Annotated in this window: 16 protein-coding genes; 9 read left to right on the forward strand and 7 right to left on the reverse strand. The window is 74.9% G+C overall.

Going from position 1 to position 18,238, the window contains the following annotated elements:
- Positions 1-33: 33 nt before the first annotated feature.
- On the forward strand, positions 34-561 hold the full coding sequence (locus tag AB0N76_RS20080) for an NUDIX domain-containing protein (protein ID WP_363558832.1): 528 nt from the start codon (positions 34-36) through the stop codon (positions 559-561).
- A gap of 30 nt (positions 562-591) precedes the next feature.
- Here the strand turns inward: AB0N76_RS20080 and AB0N76_RS20085 are convergent, their stop codons facing one another.
- The 4 genes from AB0N76_RS20085 to pdhA form a co-directional block, all read right to left on the reverse strand.
- Positions 592-2,187, reverse strand: coding sequence for a globin domain-containing protein (locus AB0N76_RS20085; protein WP_363558833.1), 1,596 nt, complete (start codon positions 2,185-2,187; stop codon positions 592-594).
- Positions 2,188-2,493: 306 nt separating this feature from the next.
- Positions 2,494-3,834: a dihydrolipoamide acetyltransferase family protein gene (locus AB0N76_RS20090; protein ID WP_363558866.1), complete on the reverse strand. Its 1,341-nt coding sequence runs from the start codon at positions 3,832-3,834 to the stop codon at positions 2,494-2,496.
- Between the two features lie 5 nt (positions 3,835-3,839).
- Positions 3,840-4,847, reverse strand: a complete 1,008-nt coding sequence (locus AB0N76_RS20095; protein WP_363558834.1) for an alpha-ketoacid dehydrogenase subunit beta — start codon at positions 4,845-4,847, stop codon at positions 3,840-3,842.
- Positions 4,847-5,986, reverse strand: a complete 1,140-nt coding sequence (pdhA, locus tag AB0N76_RS20100; protein ID WP_363558835.1) for a pyruvate dehydrogenase (acetyl-transferring) E1 component subunit alpha — start codon at positions 5,984-5,986, stop codon at positions 4,847-4,849. Before pdhA ends, AB0N76_RS20095 begins: the two co-directional genes overlap by 1 nt.
- A 149-nt stretch (positions 5,987-6,135) precedes the next feature.
- Here pdhA and AB0N76_RS20105 point away from each other — a divergent pair, with 149 nt between their 5' ends.
- Complete coding sequence (locus AB0N76_RS20105; RefSeq protein ID WP_363558836.1) at positions 6,136-6,606, forward strand: Lrp/AsnC family transcriptional regulator; 471 nt, start codon at positions 6,136-6,138, stop codon at positions 6,604-6,606.
- A gap of 59 nt (positions 6,607-6,665) precedes the next feature.
- Here AB0N76_RS20105 and AB0N76_RS20110 read toward each other — a convergent pair whose 3' ends face one another.
- Positions 6,666-7,250, reverse strand: a complete 585-nt coding sequence (locus AB0N76_RS20110) for a TetR/AcrR family transcriptional regulator (RefSeq protein ID WP_363558837.1) — start codon at positions 7,248-7,250, stop codon at positions 6,666-6,668.
- A gap of 175 nt (positions 7,251-7,425) precedes the next feature.
- On the opposite strand from AB0N76_RS20110, the gene AB0N76_RS20115 reads away from it, so the two are divergent.
- The 3 genes from AB0N76_RS20115 to AB0N76_RS20125 all read left to right on the forward strand — a co-directional run bounded on the left by AB0N76_RS20115 (position 7,426) and on the right by AB0N76_RS20125 (position 12,204).
- Positions 7,426-8,694: a hypothetical protein gene (locus AB0N76_RS20115; protein WP_363558838.1), complete on the forward strand. Its 1,269-nt coding sequence runs from the start codon at positions 7,426-7,428 to the stop codon at positions 8,692-8,694.
- A 151-nt stretch (positions 8,695-8,845) separates the two neighbouring features.
- Positions 8,846-10,546 carry a phenylacetic acid degradation protein PaaN gene (gene paaN / locus AB0N76_RS20120; protein ID WP_363558839.1) on the forward strand — a complete coding sequence of 567 codons (1,701 nt, stop codon included), beginning with the start codon at positions 8,846-8,848 and terminating at the stop codon, positions 10,544-10,546.
- A 134-nt stretch (positions 10,547-10,680) separates the two neighbouring features.
- The gene (locus tag AB0N76_RS20125; RefSeq protein WP_363558840.1) at positions 10,681-12,204 is read left to right on the forward strand and encodes an FAD-dependent monooxygenase; all 1,524 of its coding nucleotides are present in this window, start codon (positions 10,681-10,683) and stop codon (positions 12,202-12,204) included.
- A 118-nt stretch (positions 12,205-12,322) separates the two neighbouring features.
- Here the strand turns inward: AB0N76_RS20125 and AB0N76_RS20130 are convergent, their stop codons facing one another.
- On the reverse strand, positions 12,323-12,889 hold the full coding sequence (locus tag AB0N76_RS20130; protein WP_363558841.1) for a CGNR zinc finger domain-containing protein: 567 nt from the start codon (positions 12,887-12,889) through the stop codon (positions 12,323-12,325).
- Positions 12,890-13,122: 233 nt separating this feature from the next.
- Between AB0N76_RS20130 and AB0N76_RS20135 the strand changes: the two genes are divergently transcribed.
- The 4 genes from AB0N76_RS20135 (at position 13,123) to AB0N76_RS20150 (ending at position 17,443) form a co-directional block, all read left to right on the forward strand.
- Positions 13,123-14,145, forward strand: a complete 1,023-nt coding sequence (locus AB0N76_RS20135; protein ID WP_363558842.1) for a hypothetical protein — start codon at positions 13,123-13,125, stop codon at positions 14,143-14,145.
- A 199-nt stretch (positions 14,146-14,344) separates the two neighbouring features.
- Positions 14,345-14,812, forward strand: coding sequence for a VOC family protein (locus AB0N76_RS20140; RefSeq protein ID WP_363558843.1), 468 nt, complete (start codon positions 14,345-14,347; stop codon positions 14,810-14,812).
- Positions 14,813-14,845: 33 nt separating this feature from the next.
- The gene (locus AB0N76_RS20145; RefSeq protein WP_363558844.1) at positions 14,846-15,784 is read left to right on the forward strand and encodes a pyridoxamine 5'-phosphate oxidase family protein; all 939 of its coding nucleotides are present in this window, start codon (positions 14,846-14,848) and stop codon (positions 15,782-15,784) included.
- 330 nt (positions 15,785-16,114) lie between these two features.
- Positions 16,115-17,443 (forward strand): peptidoglycan-binding protein, encoded by a 1,329-nt coding sequence (locus AB0N76_RS20150; protein WP_363558845.1) that lies wholly within the window; start codon positions 16,115-16,117, stop codon positions 17,441-17,443.
- Here the strand turns inward: AB0N76_RS20150 and AB0N76_RS20155 are convergent.
- Positions 17,440-18,228: a TrmH family RNA methyltransferase gene (locus AB0N76_RS20155; RefSeq protein WP_363558846.1), complete on the reverse strand. Its 789-nt coding sequence runs from the start codon at positions 18,226-18,228 to the stop codon at positions 17,440-17,442. The two genes, AB0N76_RS20150 and AB0N76_RS20155, sit on opposite strands and share 4 nt — an antisense overlap.
- Between the last annotated feature and the right edge of the window lie 10 nt (positions 18,229-18,238).

Below are 18,238 nucleotides of genomic sequence, written 5' to 3' on the forward strand. Positions count from 1 at the left end.
CTCCCGCACAACGCTCCAGCCCCGGAGGTCGCCATGCGCACCCCACCCCGCCCCGTCGTCAAACGCACCGCCCGGGCGATCCTGCTGGAGCTGGACCCGGCCGACCCGTTCGGACCGGCCTCGATCGTGCTGATCAGACGGGACCGGCCGGGCTCCCCGCACCCGTACTGGATCACCCCCGGCGGCGGCGTCGAGCGCGGCGACCGCACCGTGGTGGAGGCCCTGCACCGCGAGGTGGACGAGGAGCTCGGCGGGAAGGTCGTGGACGTCGTCCCCGCCTTCGTCGACACCATCAGCCACACCCACCACGACGACGGCACCCCGCTGCACCCGCACGGGGTCAAGGTGCAGCACTTCTTCGTCTGCCGGCTCGCCTCGATGGACCTCAGCCGCCGGCACGGGCCCGAGGTGGACGACCCGAACGGCGGTTACGAGGTGGTCCGGGTGCCGTTCACCCGCGAGGGCGTCACCTCGGTCAACGTGGTGCCGCCGAGCCTGCGGGCGTACCTGGCCGCCAACATCGAGGGCGTCCGCGCGCTGCTCGCGCCCGACCTCGGCTGACCGCCGGCCGGTTCACGTTCCGTCAGCGCGCTACGGCGTGGCCAAGTCGCCGACCAGGTCGTGCCGGATCCGCTCGGCCGGCACCCCGGCCCGCCGCAGCACGCCCACCGCCCGCCGGACCATCGCCGGCGGACCGGCCAGGTACGCGGTCCGCCCGGCCCAGGGCCCGAACCGGCCCACCACCTCCGGGAGTTCACCGGCCAGCAGGTCCCCGCCGGCCGCCCAGGCGCCGGGCCCGGACAGCACCGGGCGGACCGAGAGCCAGCGGTGGCGATCGGCCAACTCCCGCAGCCCAGCCAGCTCGTACAGCTCGGCCGCCTGCCGGGCCCCGTAGAAGACCTCCACCGAACGCCCCGCCGGGCCGCGTTCGGCCGCCTCCTCGACCAGCGCCCGCAGCGGCGCGATGCCGGTGCCGCCGCCCACCAGCAGCAGGTCCTCCGCCCCGGCGGCGCCGTCCAGGGTCATCGCGCCGGCCGCCGGACCGAGCCGCAGCACGTCGCCGGGCGCGGCCCGGTGCACCAGCGCGTTGCTCACCCAGCCCGCCTGCACCGCCTTGACGTGGAAGGTCAGCAGGCCGTCCGGCCGGGGCGCGGAGGCGAACGAGAAGTGCCGCCAGACCCGCGGCCACCAGGGCGTCTCCAGGCTGGTGTACTGCCCGGCGCGGTACGGGTACGCCTGGTCGGGGCGGACGGTGAGCACCGCGACGTCGGGGGTGCGGCGCTCGTGCGCGACCACCTCGCCCTGCCACCAGGGCGGCGAGGTCCGGGCGTCCTCCTCGGCGGCCTCGATCATGATCGAGGAGATCACCCGGTAGACCCGCCGCCAGGCCAGCTCGGTCTCCGCCGTCCACCGGGCGCCCGCGTACTTGGCCAGCGCCGCCACCAGGCACTCGCCGACCGGGCCGTAGTGGCCGGTCAAGGTGCCGTAGCGGCGGTGCCCGCGGCCCAGCCCGCTCAGGTACGCGGCCAGGCCCTCCGGGTCACCGGCGCTGCGGGCGGCCGTCAGCAGGGCGCGGAACAGGCGGTCGCGCTGGACGTCCATGGCAGCCGGGAAGAGCGCCCGGATCTCGGGGTGGTGCAGGAAGATCAGCGCGTAGAAGTGCGCGGTGGCCCGGTCGGCGACCGGCTCGACCACCGTCAGGCTGGTCCGGATCAGCTCGATGTCCCGTGCGGTGGGCGGCAGTTCGGCTGCCGCCCGGAGGTCGGGGGCGGTCGCCGGGGCCACCGTCGGAGCCGGGGCGGCCGGACCGGTGGCGGCGGGGGCCGGCCGGTCCTGCTCCAGGGTCCGCAGGGCCCAGGCCCGGGACCACTGGTCGCCCGGGCCCGCCCAGTTGAGGCCCGGCGCGCTGGGGAACAGCGGCTCGATCGCGGGCATGGACGCCGGGACCTCGGCCGCCGGGGCGACGGGCCCCGTGACGAAAGGCGCCGGGACGGCGGGCGGCGTGCTGGGCGGCGGCGGGATGACCGGCGGCGCGGCCGGGGGCTCCGGAACCGCCGGGACCACCGGGACCACCGGCCGGACGGCCTGCGGCGGGGCGGGCTGCACCGGCACCACCGGCTCGCCGACGGGCGGCAGGTCCGGCGGGTCGAGCGGCACCGGCGGAGCCGGCGGCACCGAGGGCGGCACCGGCGCCACCTCCGGCAGGCCCGGTACGGCCGCGGCCGCCGCCGACCCGTGCCCGGTACGGACCAGAAGTGTCCTGCGGGACTTCACCGCAACGTTTCGAGTACCCAAGAGAATCGTTTCGCCTCCGGCCGGCCTGCGCCACCACCTGGCTTGTCCCTGTTGACGCCTAGGCAGCGTGGCACGCCCGAACTGCTCATCCGACAAATCGCGCGAAGCGCGGACACCCGCCCCCCGGACGCGCTACTCTCGCTCGATTCGCGATCGCCCTGGGTGGCGGGTCAACCACCCAGGGCGAGCACGCCCTGCTCAGAGCCGCCGCAGCAGCACCCCCGGCTGCTCGACGCAGTCCGCGACGAACCGCAGGAAACCGCCCGCGGTGCCGCCGTCACAGACCCGGTGGTCGAAGGTGAACGACAGCTGGGTGACCTCTCGCACCGCCAACTCGCCCTGGTGGACCCAGGGTTTGGCGACGATCCGGCCGACGCCGAGCATCGCCGCCTCCGGGTGGTTGAGGATCGGCGTGGAGCCGTCCACCCCGAACACCCCGTAGTTGTTCAGGGTGAACGTACCGCCGGTCAGCTCGGCCGGGACGATCGAGCCGGTCCGCGCCGCCTCGGTCAACCGGCCCAGCTCGACGCCGAGTTGCTCGGTGGTGAGGCGCTGCGCGTCCCGCACCACCGGGACCACCAGCCCGCGCTCGCCCTGCGCGGCGAAGCCCAGGTGCACCGCCGAGTGCCGCAGGATGCCCGAACCGTCATCGGTCACACTGGAGTTGAGCTCGGGGAAGCGCTCCAGGGCGACCGTGCAGATCCGGGCGAGCAGCGCCAGCACGCTCACCTTCGGCCCCACGGCGGCATTCAACTGCCGCCGCAGTGCCATCAGTTCGGTGGCGTCGGCGTCCACCCAGCAGGTCGCGGCGGGGATCTCCCGGTGGCTGCGGCCGAGCTTCTCGGCCACCGCCTTGCGCAGCCCGCGCAGCGGTACGACCTCCCCGGCGGCGGGTGCCGGAGCAGCCGGGACGACCGCCACCGGGGCGGCGACCTTCGCGGCGACCGCCCGTTCGACGTCCGCCCGCATGATCAGCCCGTCCGGCCCGCTGCCGGCCACCGCCGCCAGGTCGACGCCCTGCTCCCGGGCCAGCCGCCGCACCAGCGGCGAGATCACCGGCAGCACCACCGGCGCCTCGACGACGGGCACCTGAGCGGCGGGAGCCTGAACGGCCGGCGCCTCGACGACCACCGGAGCAGCGGCAGCGACCGCGGCCGCCGCACCGCCGACCCGGCGCCGCCGGCCGGACCGCCCCGGCTCCGCGATCCCGTAGCCGACCAGCGGCCGCTCCACCGCCGCGGCGAGCTCCGCCGTCGCCGGCACCGCCGCCGCGAGCGGCGGTTCGCCCTCGCCCGGCGCCACCGCGACCGTGATCAGCGGCGCGCCGACCGCCACCTCCTCGCCGGCCGCGCCGAACAGCGCGGTCACCACCCCGCCGTACGGGCAGGGCACCTCGACCACCGCCTTGGCGGTCTCCACCTCCACCACCGGCTGGTCGACCGCGATGACCTCGCCGACCTCGACCAACCAGCGCACCACCTCCGCCTCGGTGAGTCCCTCACCGAGGTCGGGCAGGGTGAACTCGCGCACCACGGGCATCATCCTCAGTCCTCCCACTGGAGCCGGGCGACCGCGTCCAGGATCCGGTCCACCCCGGGGAGGTGGTGGTGCTCCAGCATCGGCGGCGGGTACGGGATGTCGAAGCCGGTGACCCGCAGCACGGGCGCGGCCAGGTGGTGGAAGCAGCGCTCGGTGACCCGGGCGGCGATCTCCGCGCCGGTGCCGCCGAAGCCGCTCGCCTCGTGCACCACCACGGCCCGGCCGAGCGAGCGCACCACCCGGCAGACCGTCTCGTCGTCGAACGGCACCAGGGTGCGCAGGTCCAGCACGGCGAGGTCCCAGCCCTCGGCCTTCGCCACCTCGGCCGCCTCCAGGCAGACCGGCAGCGAGGGGCCGTAGGTGATCAGCACCGCGGAGGTGCCGGTCCGCCGGAGCACGGCCTTGCCGATCGGCTCGACCGGCGCGGCCGGGTCGAACCCGTCCTTGCCCCAGTACATCCGCTTGGGCTCCAGGAAGACCACCGGGTCGTCCGAGGCGATCGAGGCGCGCAGCAGCCCGTACGCGTCGGCCACCGTCGCCGGGGTGACCACGTGCAGGCCGGGGGTGGCGGTGTAGTACGCCTCGGAGGCGTCGCTGTGGTGCTCGACGCCGCCGATGCCGCCACCGTACGGGACCCTGACGGTGATCGGCAGCGGCAGCCGGCCGGCGGTGCGGTTGCGCATCTTGGCGACGTGCGAGAACAGCTGCTCCAGCGCCGGGTAGGCGAAGGCGTCGAACTGCATCTCGACCACCGGCCGCAGCCCGTACATGGCCATGCCGATGGCGGTGCCGAGGATGCCCGCCTCGGCCAGCGGGGTGTCCAGGCAGCGGTCCGGGCCGAACTCGGCGGTCAGGCCGTCGGTGATCCGGAAGACGCCGCCGAGCGCGCCGACGTCCTCGCCGAGCAGGTGCACGGTCGGGTCCTCGCGCATGCTGTCGCGCAGCGCGGCGTTGAGCGCCTGCGCCATGCTGGCGGTGCGGTGCCCGGTGGCGGGCGAAACGGCCGTGGTCATCAGTGCTGCACCTCGGCCTCGGCGGCCAGTTCCTCGGCCAGCCGCGCCGCCTGCTCGCGCAGTTGCGGCGTCGGCTCGGCGTACACATGGGCGAACAGGGACATCGGGTCGAGCTCCGGGTCGGCGTGGAACTCGGCGCGCATCCGCGCCGCCAGCGCCTCCGCCTCCTCGGCGGCCTCCCGGACGAGGGCGTCGTCCAGCACGCCGAGCCCGCGCAGCGCCCGCTCCATCAGCAGGATCGGGTCGTGCTCCCGCCAGGCGGTCACCTCGGCCTCGGTCCGGTAGCGGGTGGCGTCGTCGGCGTTGGTGTGCGCCTCGACCCGGTAGGTGAGGGCCTCGACCAGGGTCGGGCCGCCGCCGGTGCGGGCCCGCTCGACCGCCTCGGCCAGCACCCCGTGCACGGCGGGCGCGTCGTTGCCGTCGACCAGCCGGCCGGCCATCCCGTAGCCGACGGCCTTGTGGGCCAGGCTCGGGGCGGCGGACTGGGCGCTCAGCGGGACGGAGATCGCGTACCCGTTGTTCTGGACCAGGAAGACCACCGGCGCCTGCAGCACGGCGGCGAAGTTCAGCGCCTCGTGGAAGTCGCCCTCGCTGGTGCCGCCGTCGCCGAGCATGGCCAGCGCGACCACCGGCTCGCCGCTCAGCCGGGCGGCGTGCGCCAGCCCGACGGCGTGCGGGGCCTGGGTGGCCAGCGGGGTGCAGAGCGGGGCGGTGCGGGTGGCGCGCGGGTCGTAGCCGGTGTGGGCGTTGCCGCGCAGCAGGGTGAGCGCCTCCAGCGGGTCGACGCCGCGGGAGACGACCGCGAGGGTGTCGCGGTAGCTGGGGAAGAGCCAGTCGCGCTCGCCGAGCACCAGCGCGGCGGCGACCTGGCAGGCCTCCTGGCCGGTGGAGGCCGGGTAGACGGCGAGCCGGCCCTGCTTGGTGAGGGTGGTGGCCTGCTGGTTGTAGCGGCGGCCGACCACCAGGCGGCGGTACAGCTCGCGGAGCAGCGCGGGGTCGTGCTTCTCCAGCGCGGGGGTTCCGAGCACGCGGACGGGAGCGGAGTCCGGGAGCAGCGGGGCCGGGTCGGTGCGGGGGGCGGTGGCGCCGGGCAGCCAACCGGGCACGGCCGTGTGGTGTCTGTGGTCGAGAACGGTCATCTCGGGGCACCTCCAGGGGTGGCGGGGGCTCCCTACCGATTGTTCGGTCGTCTGTTCATCTTGACCAGAAGCGTGCGAAGGTGGTGGACAATCGGCCCGGGTGGCGGTCGACTGGTGGCAGTGCGTCCAATCGCTGAGGGTGGGGGGTCATGTCGGCTGAACAGACGTCCAGACTCGACCGGGTCGACCGGGCGATCCTGCGGCTGCTGCAACAGGACGGTCGCGCCTCGATCCGCTCGGTGGCCGAGCGGGTGCACGTGTCCCGGGCGAACGCCTACGCCCGGATCTCCAGGATGGTCGAGGACGGCGTCATCCGCGGCTTCACCGCCCGGGTGGACCACGAACGCGCAGGTCAGGGCGCGTCCGCGTACATCACCCTGAAAATCGTGCAGAACTCCTGGCGGACGGTGCGGGAGCAGCTGCTGGCCCTGCCCGGGGTCGCGCACATCGCGCTGGTCGGCGGCGACTACGACGTGTTGCTGCTCGTGCACACCGCCGACAACCACGCCTTGCGGGAGCTGGTGCTCAACCGCATCCAGTCCATCCCCCAGGTGCTCGGCACCCGGACGATGCTGGTCTTCGAGGAGACCGACCAGGTCCCCCCGGACCCCGCCCCCTGACGAACGACTCCCTGACGAACGGCTCCCTGGCGAAGGGCCCGCTGACGAACGGCCCCCGGCTAGCGCGCCCGCAGGCCGTCGAAGGCCAGGTGGACCACCGCGTCCGCGACGCCGTCGGCGGCCTTGAGGCCGGGCCGGTACCACTCCACGATCGAGTTGATCATGCCGAAGAGCAGCCGGGTGGCGAGCCGCGGCTCGACGTCCGCGCGCAGCGAACCGTCCGCGACGGCGGCCCGCAGCAGCTCCGCCACCTGGTGGTCGAACTCCCGGCGGCGCTCCAGCGCCCACTGCTCGGTGGCCGTGTTGCCGCGCACCCGCAGCAGCAGGGTGACGTACGGCAGCTCCGCCAGCAGCACCTCGGCGGTCCGCCGCACCACGTGCTCCAGCCGCTCCACCGCCGGACCGGAGACCGCGGCCGGCTCGGCCAGGATCCCGAACAGCCCGTCCAGCGCCCGCCCGACGGCCAGCCGGAGCAGCTCCTCCTTGCCGCGCACGTGGTGGTAGATCGACGACTTGGAGATGCCGGCCGCGCGCGACAGGTCCTCCATCGAGGTGCCGTCGTAGCCCCGCTCGTTGAAGACGTCGACGGTCACCGCGAGCAGGGACTCCACGGTGTAGGCGGTGCGCGTGGTGTGATCGGCCATCCCCCGAGTATCCCCGCCCACCGTGCCGACGGGACGCCCGGGTGGCCTCGGTCCGCACCGGCCCGGCCCCTCGGTCCACACCAAACCGGCCCCTTGGTCCACACCAAACCCGCACCCCACGCCCTAGACTCGGCGGACGATCCGTCCACGGCAGAGCAGGGTGGGGTCCACACCGATGACTGCAATACCAGCCGTCGCCTCCGACGTGCCCGAGCAGCGCAGCGAGGAGTCGGCGACCGAGCCCGGCGCCGACTGGCGCGAGCGCGCCCGCGGGCTGGTGCTGCGCTTCGGCCCGGCCGTGTGGTGCTACGCCGTCCTGAAGCTGGTCGGCTTCACGGTCTTCATGAAGCTGCTCTCCTTCTCCGGGGACTACCTCAAGAAGCACCCGCGGTTCGGCGGCGGCGCCAACCCCTGGGACGTGCTGGCCAGCTGGGACGGCTGGTGGTACCAGCAGGTCGCCCAGTTCGGCTACCACCCGGCGCTGGTGCCGGTCCCGGGCGGCTCGCCCGGCTTCACCATCGAGCAGAACTCGGCCGCGTTCTTCCCGCTCTACCCGGGCCTGATGCGGCTGGTCTCGGACGGCACCGGCCTCGGCCTGTACGGGGCCGGGATGCTGGTCTCGGTGCTGGCCTCGCTGTTCGCGGCGGCCGGCATCTACGCGGTGGTGGACCGGATGGCCGGGCCGCGCGCGGGCGTGATCGCGGCCGGGCTGTGGGCGATCGCCCCGGGCTCGGGCGCCGAGTGGGCGCTCTACTCGGACTCGCTGTTCATCGCGCTGGCCGCCTGGTCCTGCTACTGCGTGATGACCAAGCAGTGGGTCGCGGCGGGCGTGCTGACCCTGGTCGCGGGCCTCAACCGGCCGACCTCGGCGGCGCTGATCGGCGCGGTCGGACTGGCCGCCCTGGTGGAGCTGTACCGGCGGGAGAGCGGGGTGCTGCGTCCGCTGGCCGCGATGCTGCTGGCCCCGCTCGGGCTGCTCGGCTACGTCGGCTGGGTGGGCTGGCGGACCGGCGAGTGGGGCGGCTACTTCTCGCTCCAGCGGGACGCCTGGCTGCACTACTTCGACTGGGGCCAGGGCACCTGGAACGCGATCCGCGGGATCCTGCTGGGCCGCAACGACTACCCGTTCGCGTACCAAACGGCGGACATGCTGGCGACGCTGATCGTGTTCAGCCTGCCGGTGCTGATCGTGCTGCTGGTCCGGCTGCGGCCGCCGCTGGTGCTGACCGCGTACACCCTGGCCACGATCGTCTCGGTGCTCGGCAGCCTGGGCATCTTCGGCAACACCTCGCGCTACCTGCTGCCGGCGTTCCCGCTGCTCATCGCGCTCGCGGTGGCGATGCGGAAGCTGAGCTGGCCGGTGCTGGCGGCGGTGCTCGGGACGGGGGCGCTCGCCTCCGGCTGGTACAGCGGGTACGTGATCTTCGAGCTGGGCATCCCGTAACGGCCGGTGACCCGGTCACCGTGGGGGCGCGTCCGATCCGGACGCGCCCCCACGTGCTTCCACGGTTCCGTTCCGATTTGCCCTCTTGAGCCGACCGATCGTTCGGTTACTCTGTGACGTGTCCCGTCCTCCCCTCTGAGGAGCGCACACCATGTCCGCAGCGGTCACCCACCCTCTCGTCGCCGAGCTCGTCGCACGCCACCAGGACACCCTGCGGGCCGCCGTCGACGCCGCCGCCAAGCGCGACTACTGGTCGCCCTACCCCGAGTTCCCGAAGGCCTACGGCGAGAGCGCCGCCGCGGACGGCAAGGCCGCCTTCGAGTCGCTGCTGAACCGGCCGTTCGAGCTGCCCGGCCACCCGGCCGACGGCGACCTGGTCGGCGGCGAGGTCTCCCCGTACGGCATCGAGCTGGGCATCGGCTACCCGCACGCCGGGCCGGACACCCTGATCGCCGCGCTGGGCGAGGCCCGGCCGGCCTGGGCCGCGGCCGGTCCGCTGGTCCGCGCCGCCCTCTGCCTGGAGATCCTGGGCCGGATCAACGCGCGCTCGCACGAGTTCGCCAACGCCGTCATGCACACCACCGGCCAGGCCTACGCGATGGCCTTCCAGGCCGGCGGCCCGCACGCCCAGGACCGCGGCCTGGAGGCCGTCGCCTACGCGTACGCCGAGCAGACCCGGCTGCCGGAGAGCGCCGGCTGGACCAAGCCGCAGGGCAAGCGCGACCCGCTGGTGATGACCAAGGAGTTCACCGTCGTCCCGCGCGGCCTGGCGCTGCTGATCGGCTGCAACACCTTCCCCACCTGGAACGGCTACCCCGGCCTGTTCGCCTCCCTCGCCACCGGCAACCCGGTGCTGGTCAAACCGCACCCGCGGGCCGTCCTGCCGCTGGCGCTGACCGTCCGGATCGCCCGCGAGGTGCTCGCCGAGGCCGGCTTCGACCCCAACCTGGTCTGCCTGGCCGCCGAGCACGAGGGCGGCACCGTCGCCAAGACGCTCGCGGTCCGCCCCGAGGTCAGGCTGATCGACTACACCGGCTCCACCGCCTTCGGCGACTGGCTGGAGGAGAACGCCCGGCAGGCCGAGGTCTACACCGAGAAGGCCGGCGTCAACACCGTCGTCGTCGACTCCACCGCCGACTACAAGGGCATGCTGGCCAACCTGGCCTTCTCGCTCTCGCTGTACAGCGGCCAGATGTGCACCACCCCGCAGAACCTGCTGATCCCGCGCACCGGCATCGACACCGACCAGGGCGCCAAGTCCTACGACGAGGTGGTGCGCGACCTCGCCACCGCCATCGAGGGCCTGCTCTCCGACGACGCCCGCGCCGCCGCGATCCTCGGCGCCGTGGTCAACCCCGGCGTGCTCCAGCGCACGGCCGCCGCGGCCGGCGGCGAGTACGGCGAGCTCGCCCTCGCCCCGCGCGCGGTGGAGTCCGCCGAGTTCCCCGGCGCGACCGTCCGCACCCCCGCGCTGGTCAAGCTGGACGCCGACAAGCCGGACGACCGCGCGGTCTTCCGCAGCGAGTGCTTCGGCCCGGTCTCCTTCGCCGTCGCGGTCGAGAACACCGCCGCCGCGGTCGAGCTGCTGCGCGACACCGTCCGCACCCAGGGCGCGATGACCGCCTCCGGCTACACCACCGCCCCCGAGGTCGAGGCCGCCCTGGTCGAGGCCGCCCTCGACGCCGGCGTCTCGCTCTCGCTCAACCTCACCGGCGGGGTGTACGCCAACCAGACCGCCGCCTTCTCCGACCTGCACGGCACCGGCGCCAATCCGGCCGCCAACTCCGCCTACTGCGACGGCGCGTTCGTCGCCAACCGGTTCCGCACCGTGGAGATCCGCCGGCACAGCTGAGCGGTCGTGAACCTCCGGGCCCGGCACCCGTCGGGCCCGGAGATTCACACTCAGCCCCCCGGGCAGCGATGATGGAGGCCGGGAGCACGCCGAACGCGGCGTCCAACCTCTGTTCGCACACCGGGAGCTGACACATGAGCGAGACGCAGACCGTCACCGACGTCCTGATCGTCGGCGCCGGACCGACCGGCCTGCTGCTGGCCGGCGACCTCGCCGCCGCCGGCCTGAGCGTCACCGTCCTGGAGAAGCGCGGCGCCGAGTCCAACCTCACCCGGGCCTTCGCCGTGCACGCCCGCACCCTCGAACTCCTCGACGCCCGCGGCCTCGCCGACGAGCTGATCGCCACCGGCCGCCCGCTCACCTCGCTGCGGATCTTCAACCGGCTCCGGGTCGACCTCGCCGAGCTCCCCAGCCGCTTCCCGTTCGTCCTGATCACCCCGCAGTACCAGACCGAGCGCCTGCTGCACGACCGCGCGGTGAAGGCCGGCGCCACCGTGCGGCGCGGCGCCGAGGTGGTCGCGCTGCGCCAGGACGCCGAGGGCGTCACCGTGGACACCGTCGAGGACGGCGCCACCGTCAGCCACCGGGCCCGCTACGCGGTCGGCGCGGACGGCGTCCACTCCACCGTCCGCGACCTGCTCGGCCTGCCGTTCCCCGGCGAGTCGGTGGTCAACTCGGTGCTGCTGGCCGACGTCCGGCTGGAGCGCGAGCCCGACCAGGCGATCACCGCCGCCGCCAACGAGCACGGCTTCGCCTTCCTGGTGCCGTTCGGCGACGGCTGGTACCGGGTCATCGCCTGGGACCGCACCGGCGAGTTCCCCGACGGCGCCCCGGCGCCGCTCGACCGGATCGCCGACATCGCCCGCGACACCCTCGGCGAGGACTACGGACTGCACGACGTCCGCTGGAGCTCCACCTTCCACAGCGACGAGCGGCAGGTCCCCAACTACCGCTCCGGGCGCGTCTTCCTGGCCGGCGACGCGGCCCACTGCCACTCCCCGGCCGGCGGCCAGGGCATGAACACCGGCCTGCAGGACGCCGCCAACCTGTCCTGGAAGCTCGCCGCCGCCGTCCGCGGCCGGGCCACCGACGCGCTTCTCGACACCTACCAGACCGAGCGGCACCCGGTCGGCAAGTCGGTGCTGCGCACCTCCGGCGCGCTGATCCGGCTCGCCCTCGCCCAGTCCGCCGCCACCCGGGCGCTGCGCGGGGCGCTCGCCTCGATCGCCGAGCACCTCGACGTGGTCGCCGAGCGCGGCGCCCGCACCGTCTCCGGCATCGGCATCGCCTACCCGGCCGCCAAGGACGCCCACCCGCTGGCCGGCAAGCGCGTCCCGGACCTGCGGCTGACCGGCCTGGAGCCGCCCCGCGAGGGCGGGCCGGCCGCCCCCGAGCGGCTCTACGAGGCGCTGCGGGCCGGGAAGTTCGTGCTGGTCAGCAATGACGAGGTGGCGGCCGCCGACCCGTGGGCGGACCGGCTGGTCACCGCCGCTCCGGCCGACCCGCACGGCAAGCTGCGCGACACCGTGCTGCTGATCCGCCCCGACGGCTACGCCGCCTGGGCCGCCGTCGACCCGGGCGACCGCGAGCTGCGCGAGGCGCTCACCCACTGGCTGGGCGAGGCTGTGACTCGCCCGCTCGCCTCCGGGGCGCTCTGACCCGGCGCCGACGGTCGGCGGGCACTGCACCACCTCCTCCGTCGGCGGCTTGGCCCTTCTCCCTTTCGGCACCGGCGCGCCCCTTCGGCTCGGGGCGGGGCACGAGAAGGCGCGGGCCCTACCCCCGCGCCTTCTCGTAGTGCCGCGCCGCCTTCGCCCGGTTCCCGCAGACCGCCATCGAGCACCAGCGCCGCCGGCCGTTCTGCGAGGTGTCGAAGAAGTGCAGGATGCAGGCCTCGTGCGCACACTTCTTGATCCGGTGCGCGCCCTGCCCCAGCAGCCCCAGGAAGTCGTCCGCGGCCAGCCAGGCGGCCAGCCACTGCGGCCCGTCCACCTCGACGTGCTCCGCCGGGCCCTGCGGGCCGAGCTCCCGCCGCAGCCGCCCGCGCTTGAGCACCTCGTTCAGCCCGGCGGCGGCCGCCGCCCCGATCGCACCGTGCTCGTCCAGGTCCCGGACCGCCGCCGCGAGCGCCGTCCGGGCCTCCCGGACGGCGGCCAGCCCGGCCTCCTCGGCCCGGCACCGCTCGGCGAGCCCGGCGGAGGAGAGCCAGATCGCGAAGCCGTCCGGCCGGTCCAGCAGGTCGTTGACGGGCGTGCCCGCCCAGCGGGTGTTCAACAGGTCGAGCGCGAGCGGCTCGCCGGTCAGCGGGCGCGGATCCCGCGGGTCTGCTTTCCGGTCCGTCATCGGCCATCCCTCGCTCTCGCCCGGTCCCGGACGCCGCCGGGACCGTATGTTTCCGTACTGTTTCAAGATCGCTAACCCTGCGGTCCGGCCCTCGTGACCACTGTCATACGCAGGACTGATGACGTAGCCTCTCGACCGTGCATAGGGTTCCCCACAGCTCGGCGAGGCCGTTGACGGCGCGTTCCGGCGCCACGACGGGTCTGCCGAACCCGCTCGGTGGGGAGGGTACCCGCATGGCCTCACAACACCCCCAGGACGCCCGGCTCCGACTGGTCGGCCCGCGCCCCGGCGCGCCCGCACCCGCACCCAGGCCGCCGGCTCCGCCGCTGTCCCCCGCTCCGACGGCCGGCCGCCCCAGCCCCACCGGCGGCTTCGCCGACACCCTGCACCTGGCCATCGAGGCCAGCGGGCTCAGCCTGGACCGGATCCGGGCCGCGCTCGCCCAACGGGGCGTCAGGGTCAGTGTGACGACGCTGAGTTACTGGCGGCGCGGCCGCAGCCAGCCCGAGCGGGCCAGTTCGCTGCGCGCCGTGCACCTGCTGGAGGAACTGCTCGGCCTGCCGCACTCCACGCTGTCCTCGCTGCTCGGCCCGCCCCGCCCGCGCGGCCGCTGGGCGGCCAACGCCGGCACCAGCCACCTGCGGCTGGAGGAGGTCTGGCCGGGCGAGCAGGAGATCGCCGACGTCTTCGCCGAACTGGACGCGCCGCCGGCCGGCGAACTGGAGCGGCTGTCGATCCACGACTCGTACTACGTGGACGCCGAGCGCCGCGGCAACCTGCTGCGGATGCGCCAGGTGGTCCGGGCGACGGTGGCCGGGGTGACCCGCTGCCTGGTGGTGCACAAGGCCGACGAGGAGGCCACCGGCTGCCCGGAGATCACCGGGGTCCGGCACGGCCGGCTCGGCCGGGTCCGGCGCCGCCCGGACACCGGGCTGATCGTCGGCGAGGTGATGCTGGACCGCCCGCTGGGCCTCGGCGACAGCACCGTCTTCGAGTACGAGGTGGAGATCCCGTCCGGCGGCGCCGAGACGACGGAGTACAGCCGCCGGTTCGCCACGCCGGTGCGCGAGTACGTGCTGCAGGTGCACTTCGACCCGGCCACCGTGCCGGCGCACTGCGAGCGCTACGACCGCGACCCGGGCGCGGACGTCGACCGCCGCCGCGAGCAGCTCTGGATCGGCGCCTCGGCCTCCGCCCACGTCCTCGCCCCCGACCAGCAGCCCGGCCACATCGGCGTCCGCTGGGAGTGGGAGTAGCCGCACCGCGGCCCGGCGCCCGCGCGCCCCTGCCCCGGTCGGTCCCGTCCGCACTCTTGTCATGGCAGAGACATGCCCGCACAACCTAACCACTAAACCGGCAAGTACCGGTTGACCCTCCCCTGGCTAACCACTACTGTCATGTTTAACGGTTAGCCAGCGGCGCCCCGAGGCGCCCTGACCACGGGAGTGATCAGGCATGTCCGGCACCATCAGCAGCACCCTCCAGACCGGCCACGTGGGTCTGAACGTCACCGACCTCGCCCGCTCGACCGCCTTCTACCGGCGCGTCCTCGGCCTGGAGCCGGTCCGCGAGGGCACCGACGCCGAGCACCGCTTCGCCTTCCTCGGCCGGGACGGCCGCCTGGTCCTCACCCTCTGGCAGCAGAGCGAGGGCCGCTTCGCCACCGCCGCCCCCGGCCTGCACCACCTCTCGTTCCAGGTCGACACGCTCGACGAGGTCCGCGCCGCCGAGGCGCTGCTGCGCGAACTGGGCGCCGAGTTCGCCTACGACGGCGTCGTCCCGCACGGCGAGGGCGCGGCCTCCGGCGGGATCTTCTTCACCGACCCGGACGGCGTCCGGCTGGAGATCTACACCCCGGCCGGCGTCGACGAGACCGGCGCCGAGGCCCCCAGCAAGTCCGCCCCGACCTGCGGGTTCTTCTAGGACCCCGGGGCCCCGCGCAGGAAGGCCGCCGCGATGACCACCACCGACACGCCCTACCACCCCGGCGAACGGGCCGTGCAGTCCCGGGCCGGCCGGCTGGACCGGGCCGACCACTCCGGACGCGCCGTCGGCAGCACCATCCCGGCCGTGGCCGCCCGCTTCCTCACCGAACGGCGGGTCCTGGTGGTCGGCGCCGCCGACGCCGCCGGCCGGCTCTGGGCCACCCAGCTCAGCGGCCCGGCCGGCTTCCTGCGGGCCGCCGACGAACGGACCCTGGCGGTGGCCGCCCGCCCGGCGGAAGCCGACCCGCTGGCCGCCGCCCTGGCCGGCCCCGCCGAGGTCGGCACCATCGCGCTGGACCCGGCGGCCCGGCGCCGGATGCGGGTCAACGGCCGCGCCGTCCCGGACGGCCGGGGCGGCCTGGTGATCGCCGCCGACCAGGTCTACGCGAACTGCCCGAAGTACATCCAGCGCCGCAGCCCGGTGGACCGCCCGGCGGCCGGCCCCCCGCGCCGGGTGGCCACCGGCTCCGCGCTGAGCACCGTCCAGCAGCTGCTGATGAGCACCGCCGACACCTTCTTCGTCGCCACCGCCGGGCCGGACGGCCGGGTGGACGCCTCGCACCGGGGCGGCAACCCGGGCTTCCTCCGGGTCCTCGGGCCGGACCGGCTGCGCTGGCCCGACTACGCCGGCAACAGCATGTTCATGACCCTGGGCAACCTGGAGCTCGACCCGCGGGCCGGTCTGCTCGTCCCGGACTGGGAGACCGGCGGCGCGCTGCTGGTCACCGGCGAGGCCCGGACCGACTGGTCCGACCCGGCCGCGGCCGGCCTGCCCGGCGCCGAGCGGGTGGTCGACCTGACCGTCACCGGCGTCGTCGAACTCGCCGACGCCACCCCCCTCACCTGGACCGACCCCGAATACTCACCCGCCAACCCGGCTAGTCGCCCGCTCGCCTCCGGAGCGCTCTGACCCGGCGCCGACGGTCGGCGCTCCCTCGCTCCTACGTCGCTCCCTCGCTTCTCCCTTTCGGCACCGGCGCGCCCCTTCGGCTCGGGGCGGGAGGCCTTCGGCCCGCACGGGGCGGGCCTCCTCCACCGCCGGCCCTACCGCCTCCCGCCACGCCGCGCCACGCCCGGGCGCCGAACGGTCGTCACCCGACCGGCGCAGTCCGCCGTGCCGACCAGGCGTCCGCTTTGGGACTTTGGTCCCGATAACACGCGCTGATGCCCTGGGAAGGAGCGTGCTGTCGGGCCGTCAGCGGCCCGGCCGTCCCCCACCAGGAGAAAAAAGAGGCGGAGCATGACTCCCACCGACCACCCCACCCCGCTGCTCCGGTTCGACGAGGTCGAACCGGACGACGACTGCATATGCGGGGGCTGCAACGCCCGTCGCCGCGCCCGGCTGCGCTCCGCACCGGAGAGCCGCAGCGTCCGCCGCCGGGCCGCCGTGCTGGTGGCCGCCGTCGGCACCGCCCTCGGCGGCGGCGCGACCGGCGCGGTCACGGCCGTCGCAGCCCCGACCCCGACGCCGACCCCGGCCCCCGGCGGCACCGGCAGCACCCGCTCGGCCACCCCGCAGGGCGAGGTCGGCGACCTCTACGGCACCCCGTCCGGCGCCCCGTCCGCCCGGGGCCTCGCCTCCCCGCGGGCCGCCGCCCAGCCGGTCACCCGGGCGCAGATCATCGAGCGGGCGCAGCGCTGGGTCGACCAGAAGGTCCCGTACAGCATGGGCCGGTACTGGTCCGACGGCTACCGCCAGGACTGCTCCGGCTTCGTCTCGATGGCCTGGGGGCTGGGCAGCAACCAGACCACCTGGACCCTGCCGGACTTCGCCGAGCGGATCACCCGGGCCGAGCTCCAGCCCGGCGACATCCTGGTCCACAACAACCCGGCCAGTCCGCAGTCCGGTTCGCACGTCACCGTGTTCGGCGGCTGGACGGACTCCGGCCGCACCCGCTACCTGGCGTACGAGCAGACCTCCCCGAACACCACCAAGCGCGCCACCCCGTACGCCTACTGGAACAACTCGGCCTCGTACGTCCCGTACCGCTACAAGGGGCTCTCCACCGGCGGCGGCAGCAACGACGGCACCTCCGCGACGGCCTTCCCGGGCGCCGACAAGTTCGGCCCGGGCGCGAACAACGCGTACGTCACCAAGCTCGGCCAGCTGCTGGTGCAGCGCGGCGGCGGCCGGTTCTACGACGAGGGGCCGGGCCCGCGCTGGAGCGAGTCGGACCGGCGGGCCACCGAGGCGTTCCAGCTCGCGCAGGGCTGGCGCGGCGCCGAGGCGGACGGCATCCCGGGCAAGGACACCTGGGACTACCTGGTCAACGGCAAGGGCCGGAACATCGACGGCGGCGGCCCGCTGCCGCCGCCCCCGCCGACCGTCGTCCCGCCGTTCCCCGGCGTGGCCCGGTTCGCCCCGGGGGCGGTCGACGAGGCCGTCCGGCAGCTCGGCGAGCAGCTGGTCCGCAAGGGCTACGGCCGGTACTACACCACGGGTCCGGGCCCGCGCTGGACGGAGTCCGACCGGCGCAACGTGCAGGCCTTCCAGCAGGCCCAGGGCTGGCGCGGCGCGGAGGCCGACGGCTACCCCGGCCCGGACACCTGGCGGCGGCTGTTCTCCTAGGAGAGGCCGTCGACCCCGCCCGGGAGCGGTGCCCCGGGCGGGCGGCCGGACATCCAGTGGAAGAGGCCCATCGCCACGCTGGTCGCCAGGTTGAAGCTGGAGACGCCGGGCCGCATCGGCACCGCGACCAGCTCGTCGGCGCGCGCCTTCAGCTCCGCCGAGACGCCGTGCCGTTCGGTGCCGAAGGCGAGCACCGCGTCGTCCGGGAAGTCCGTCGCCCGGATGTCCGCGCCCTCCGGGTCCAGTACGTACAGCGGGCCGGGCGGCAGCTCCGGCAGGGTCAGCCGCTCGACGGCGGTGGCGAAGTGCAGGCCGGCGCTGCCCCGCAGCACCGCCGGGTGCCAGGGGTCGAGCTCGCCGGTGGTGACCACGCCGGCCGCGCCGAAGCCGGCCGCCAGCCGGATCACCGCGCCGACGTTGCCGAGGTTGCGCGGGTTCTCCAGCAGGACGACCGGCGCCGGCCGGGGCCGCCGGGCGAGGGCGGCGCGGTTGGCCGCCGGGGTGGGCCGGAGGGCCAGCGCGATCACGCCGGTCGGGTGGAGCCGGGGGGCGAGCGTGCGCAGCGCGCTCTCCGGCAGCTCGACGGCCAGTGCGGCCAGCGCGGGGGAGACGTCGGGGGCCAGTTCGGCGGCGAGCGCGAGCAGCGCGGCCCGGTCGGCGGTCAGCACCTGCCGGACGGCGCCGTCGAAGCGCAGCGCGTGCTTCAGCGGGTGGAACCCGTCCAGCAGGACCGTCCCCGGCTCCTCGGCGCCGGTCCGCCAGGCGCGCAGCAGTTCCTCGTTCACGCCGCCCACT

Source organism: Kitasatospora sp. NPDC093806, assembly GCF_040683335.1.
Taxonomy (GTDB): Bacteria; Actinomycetota; Actinomycetes; order Streptomycetales; family Streptomycetaceae; genus Kitasatospora.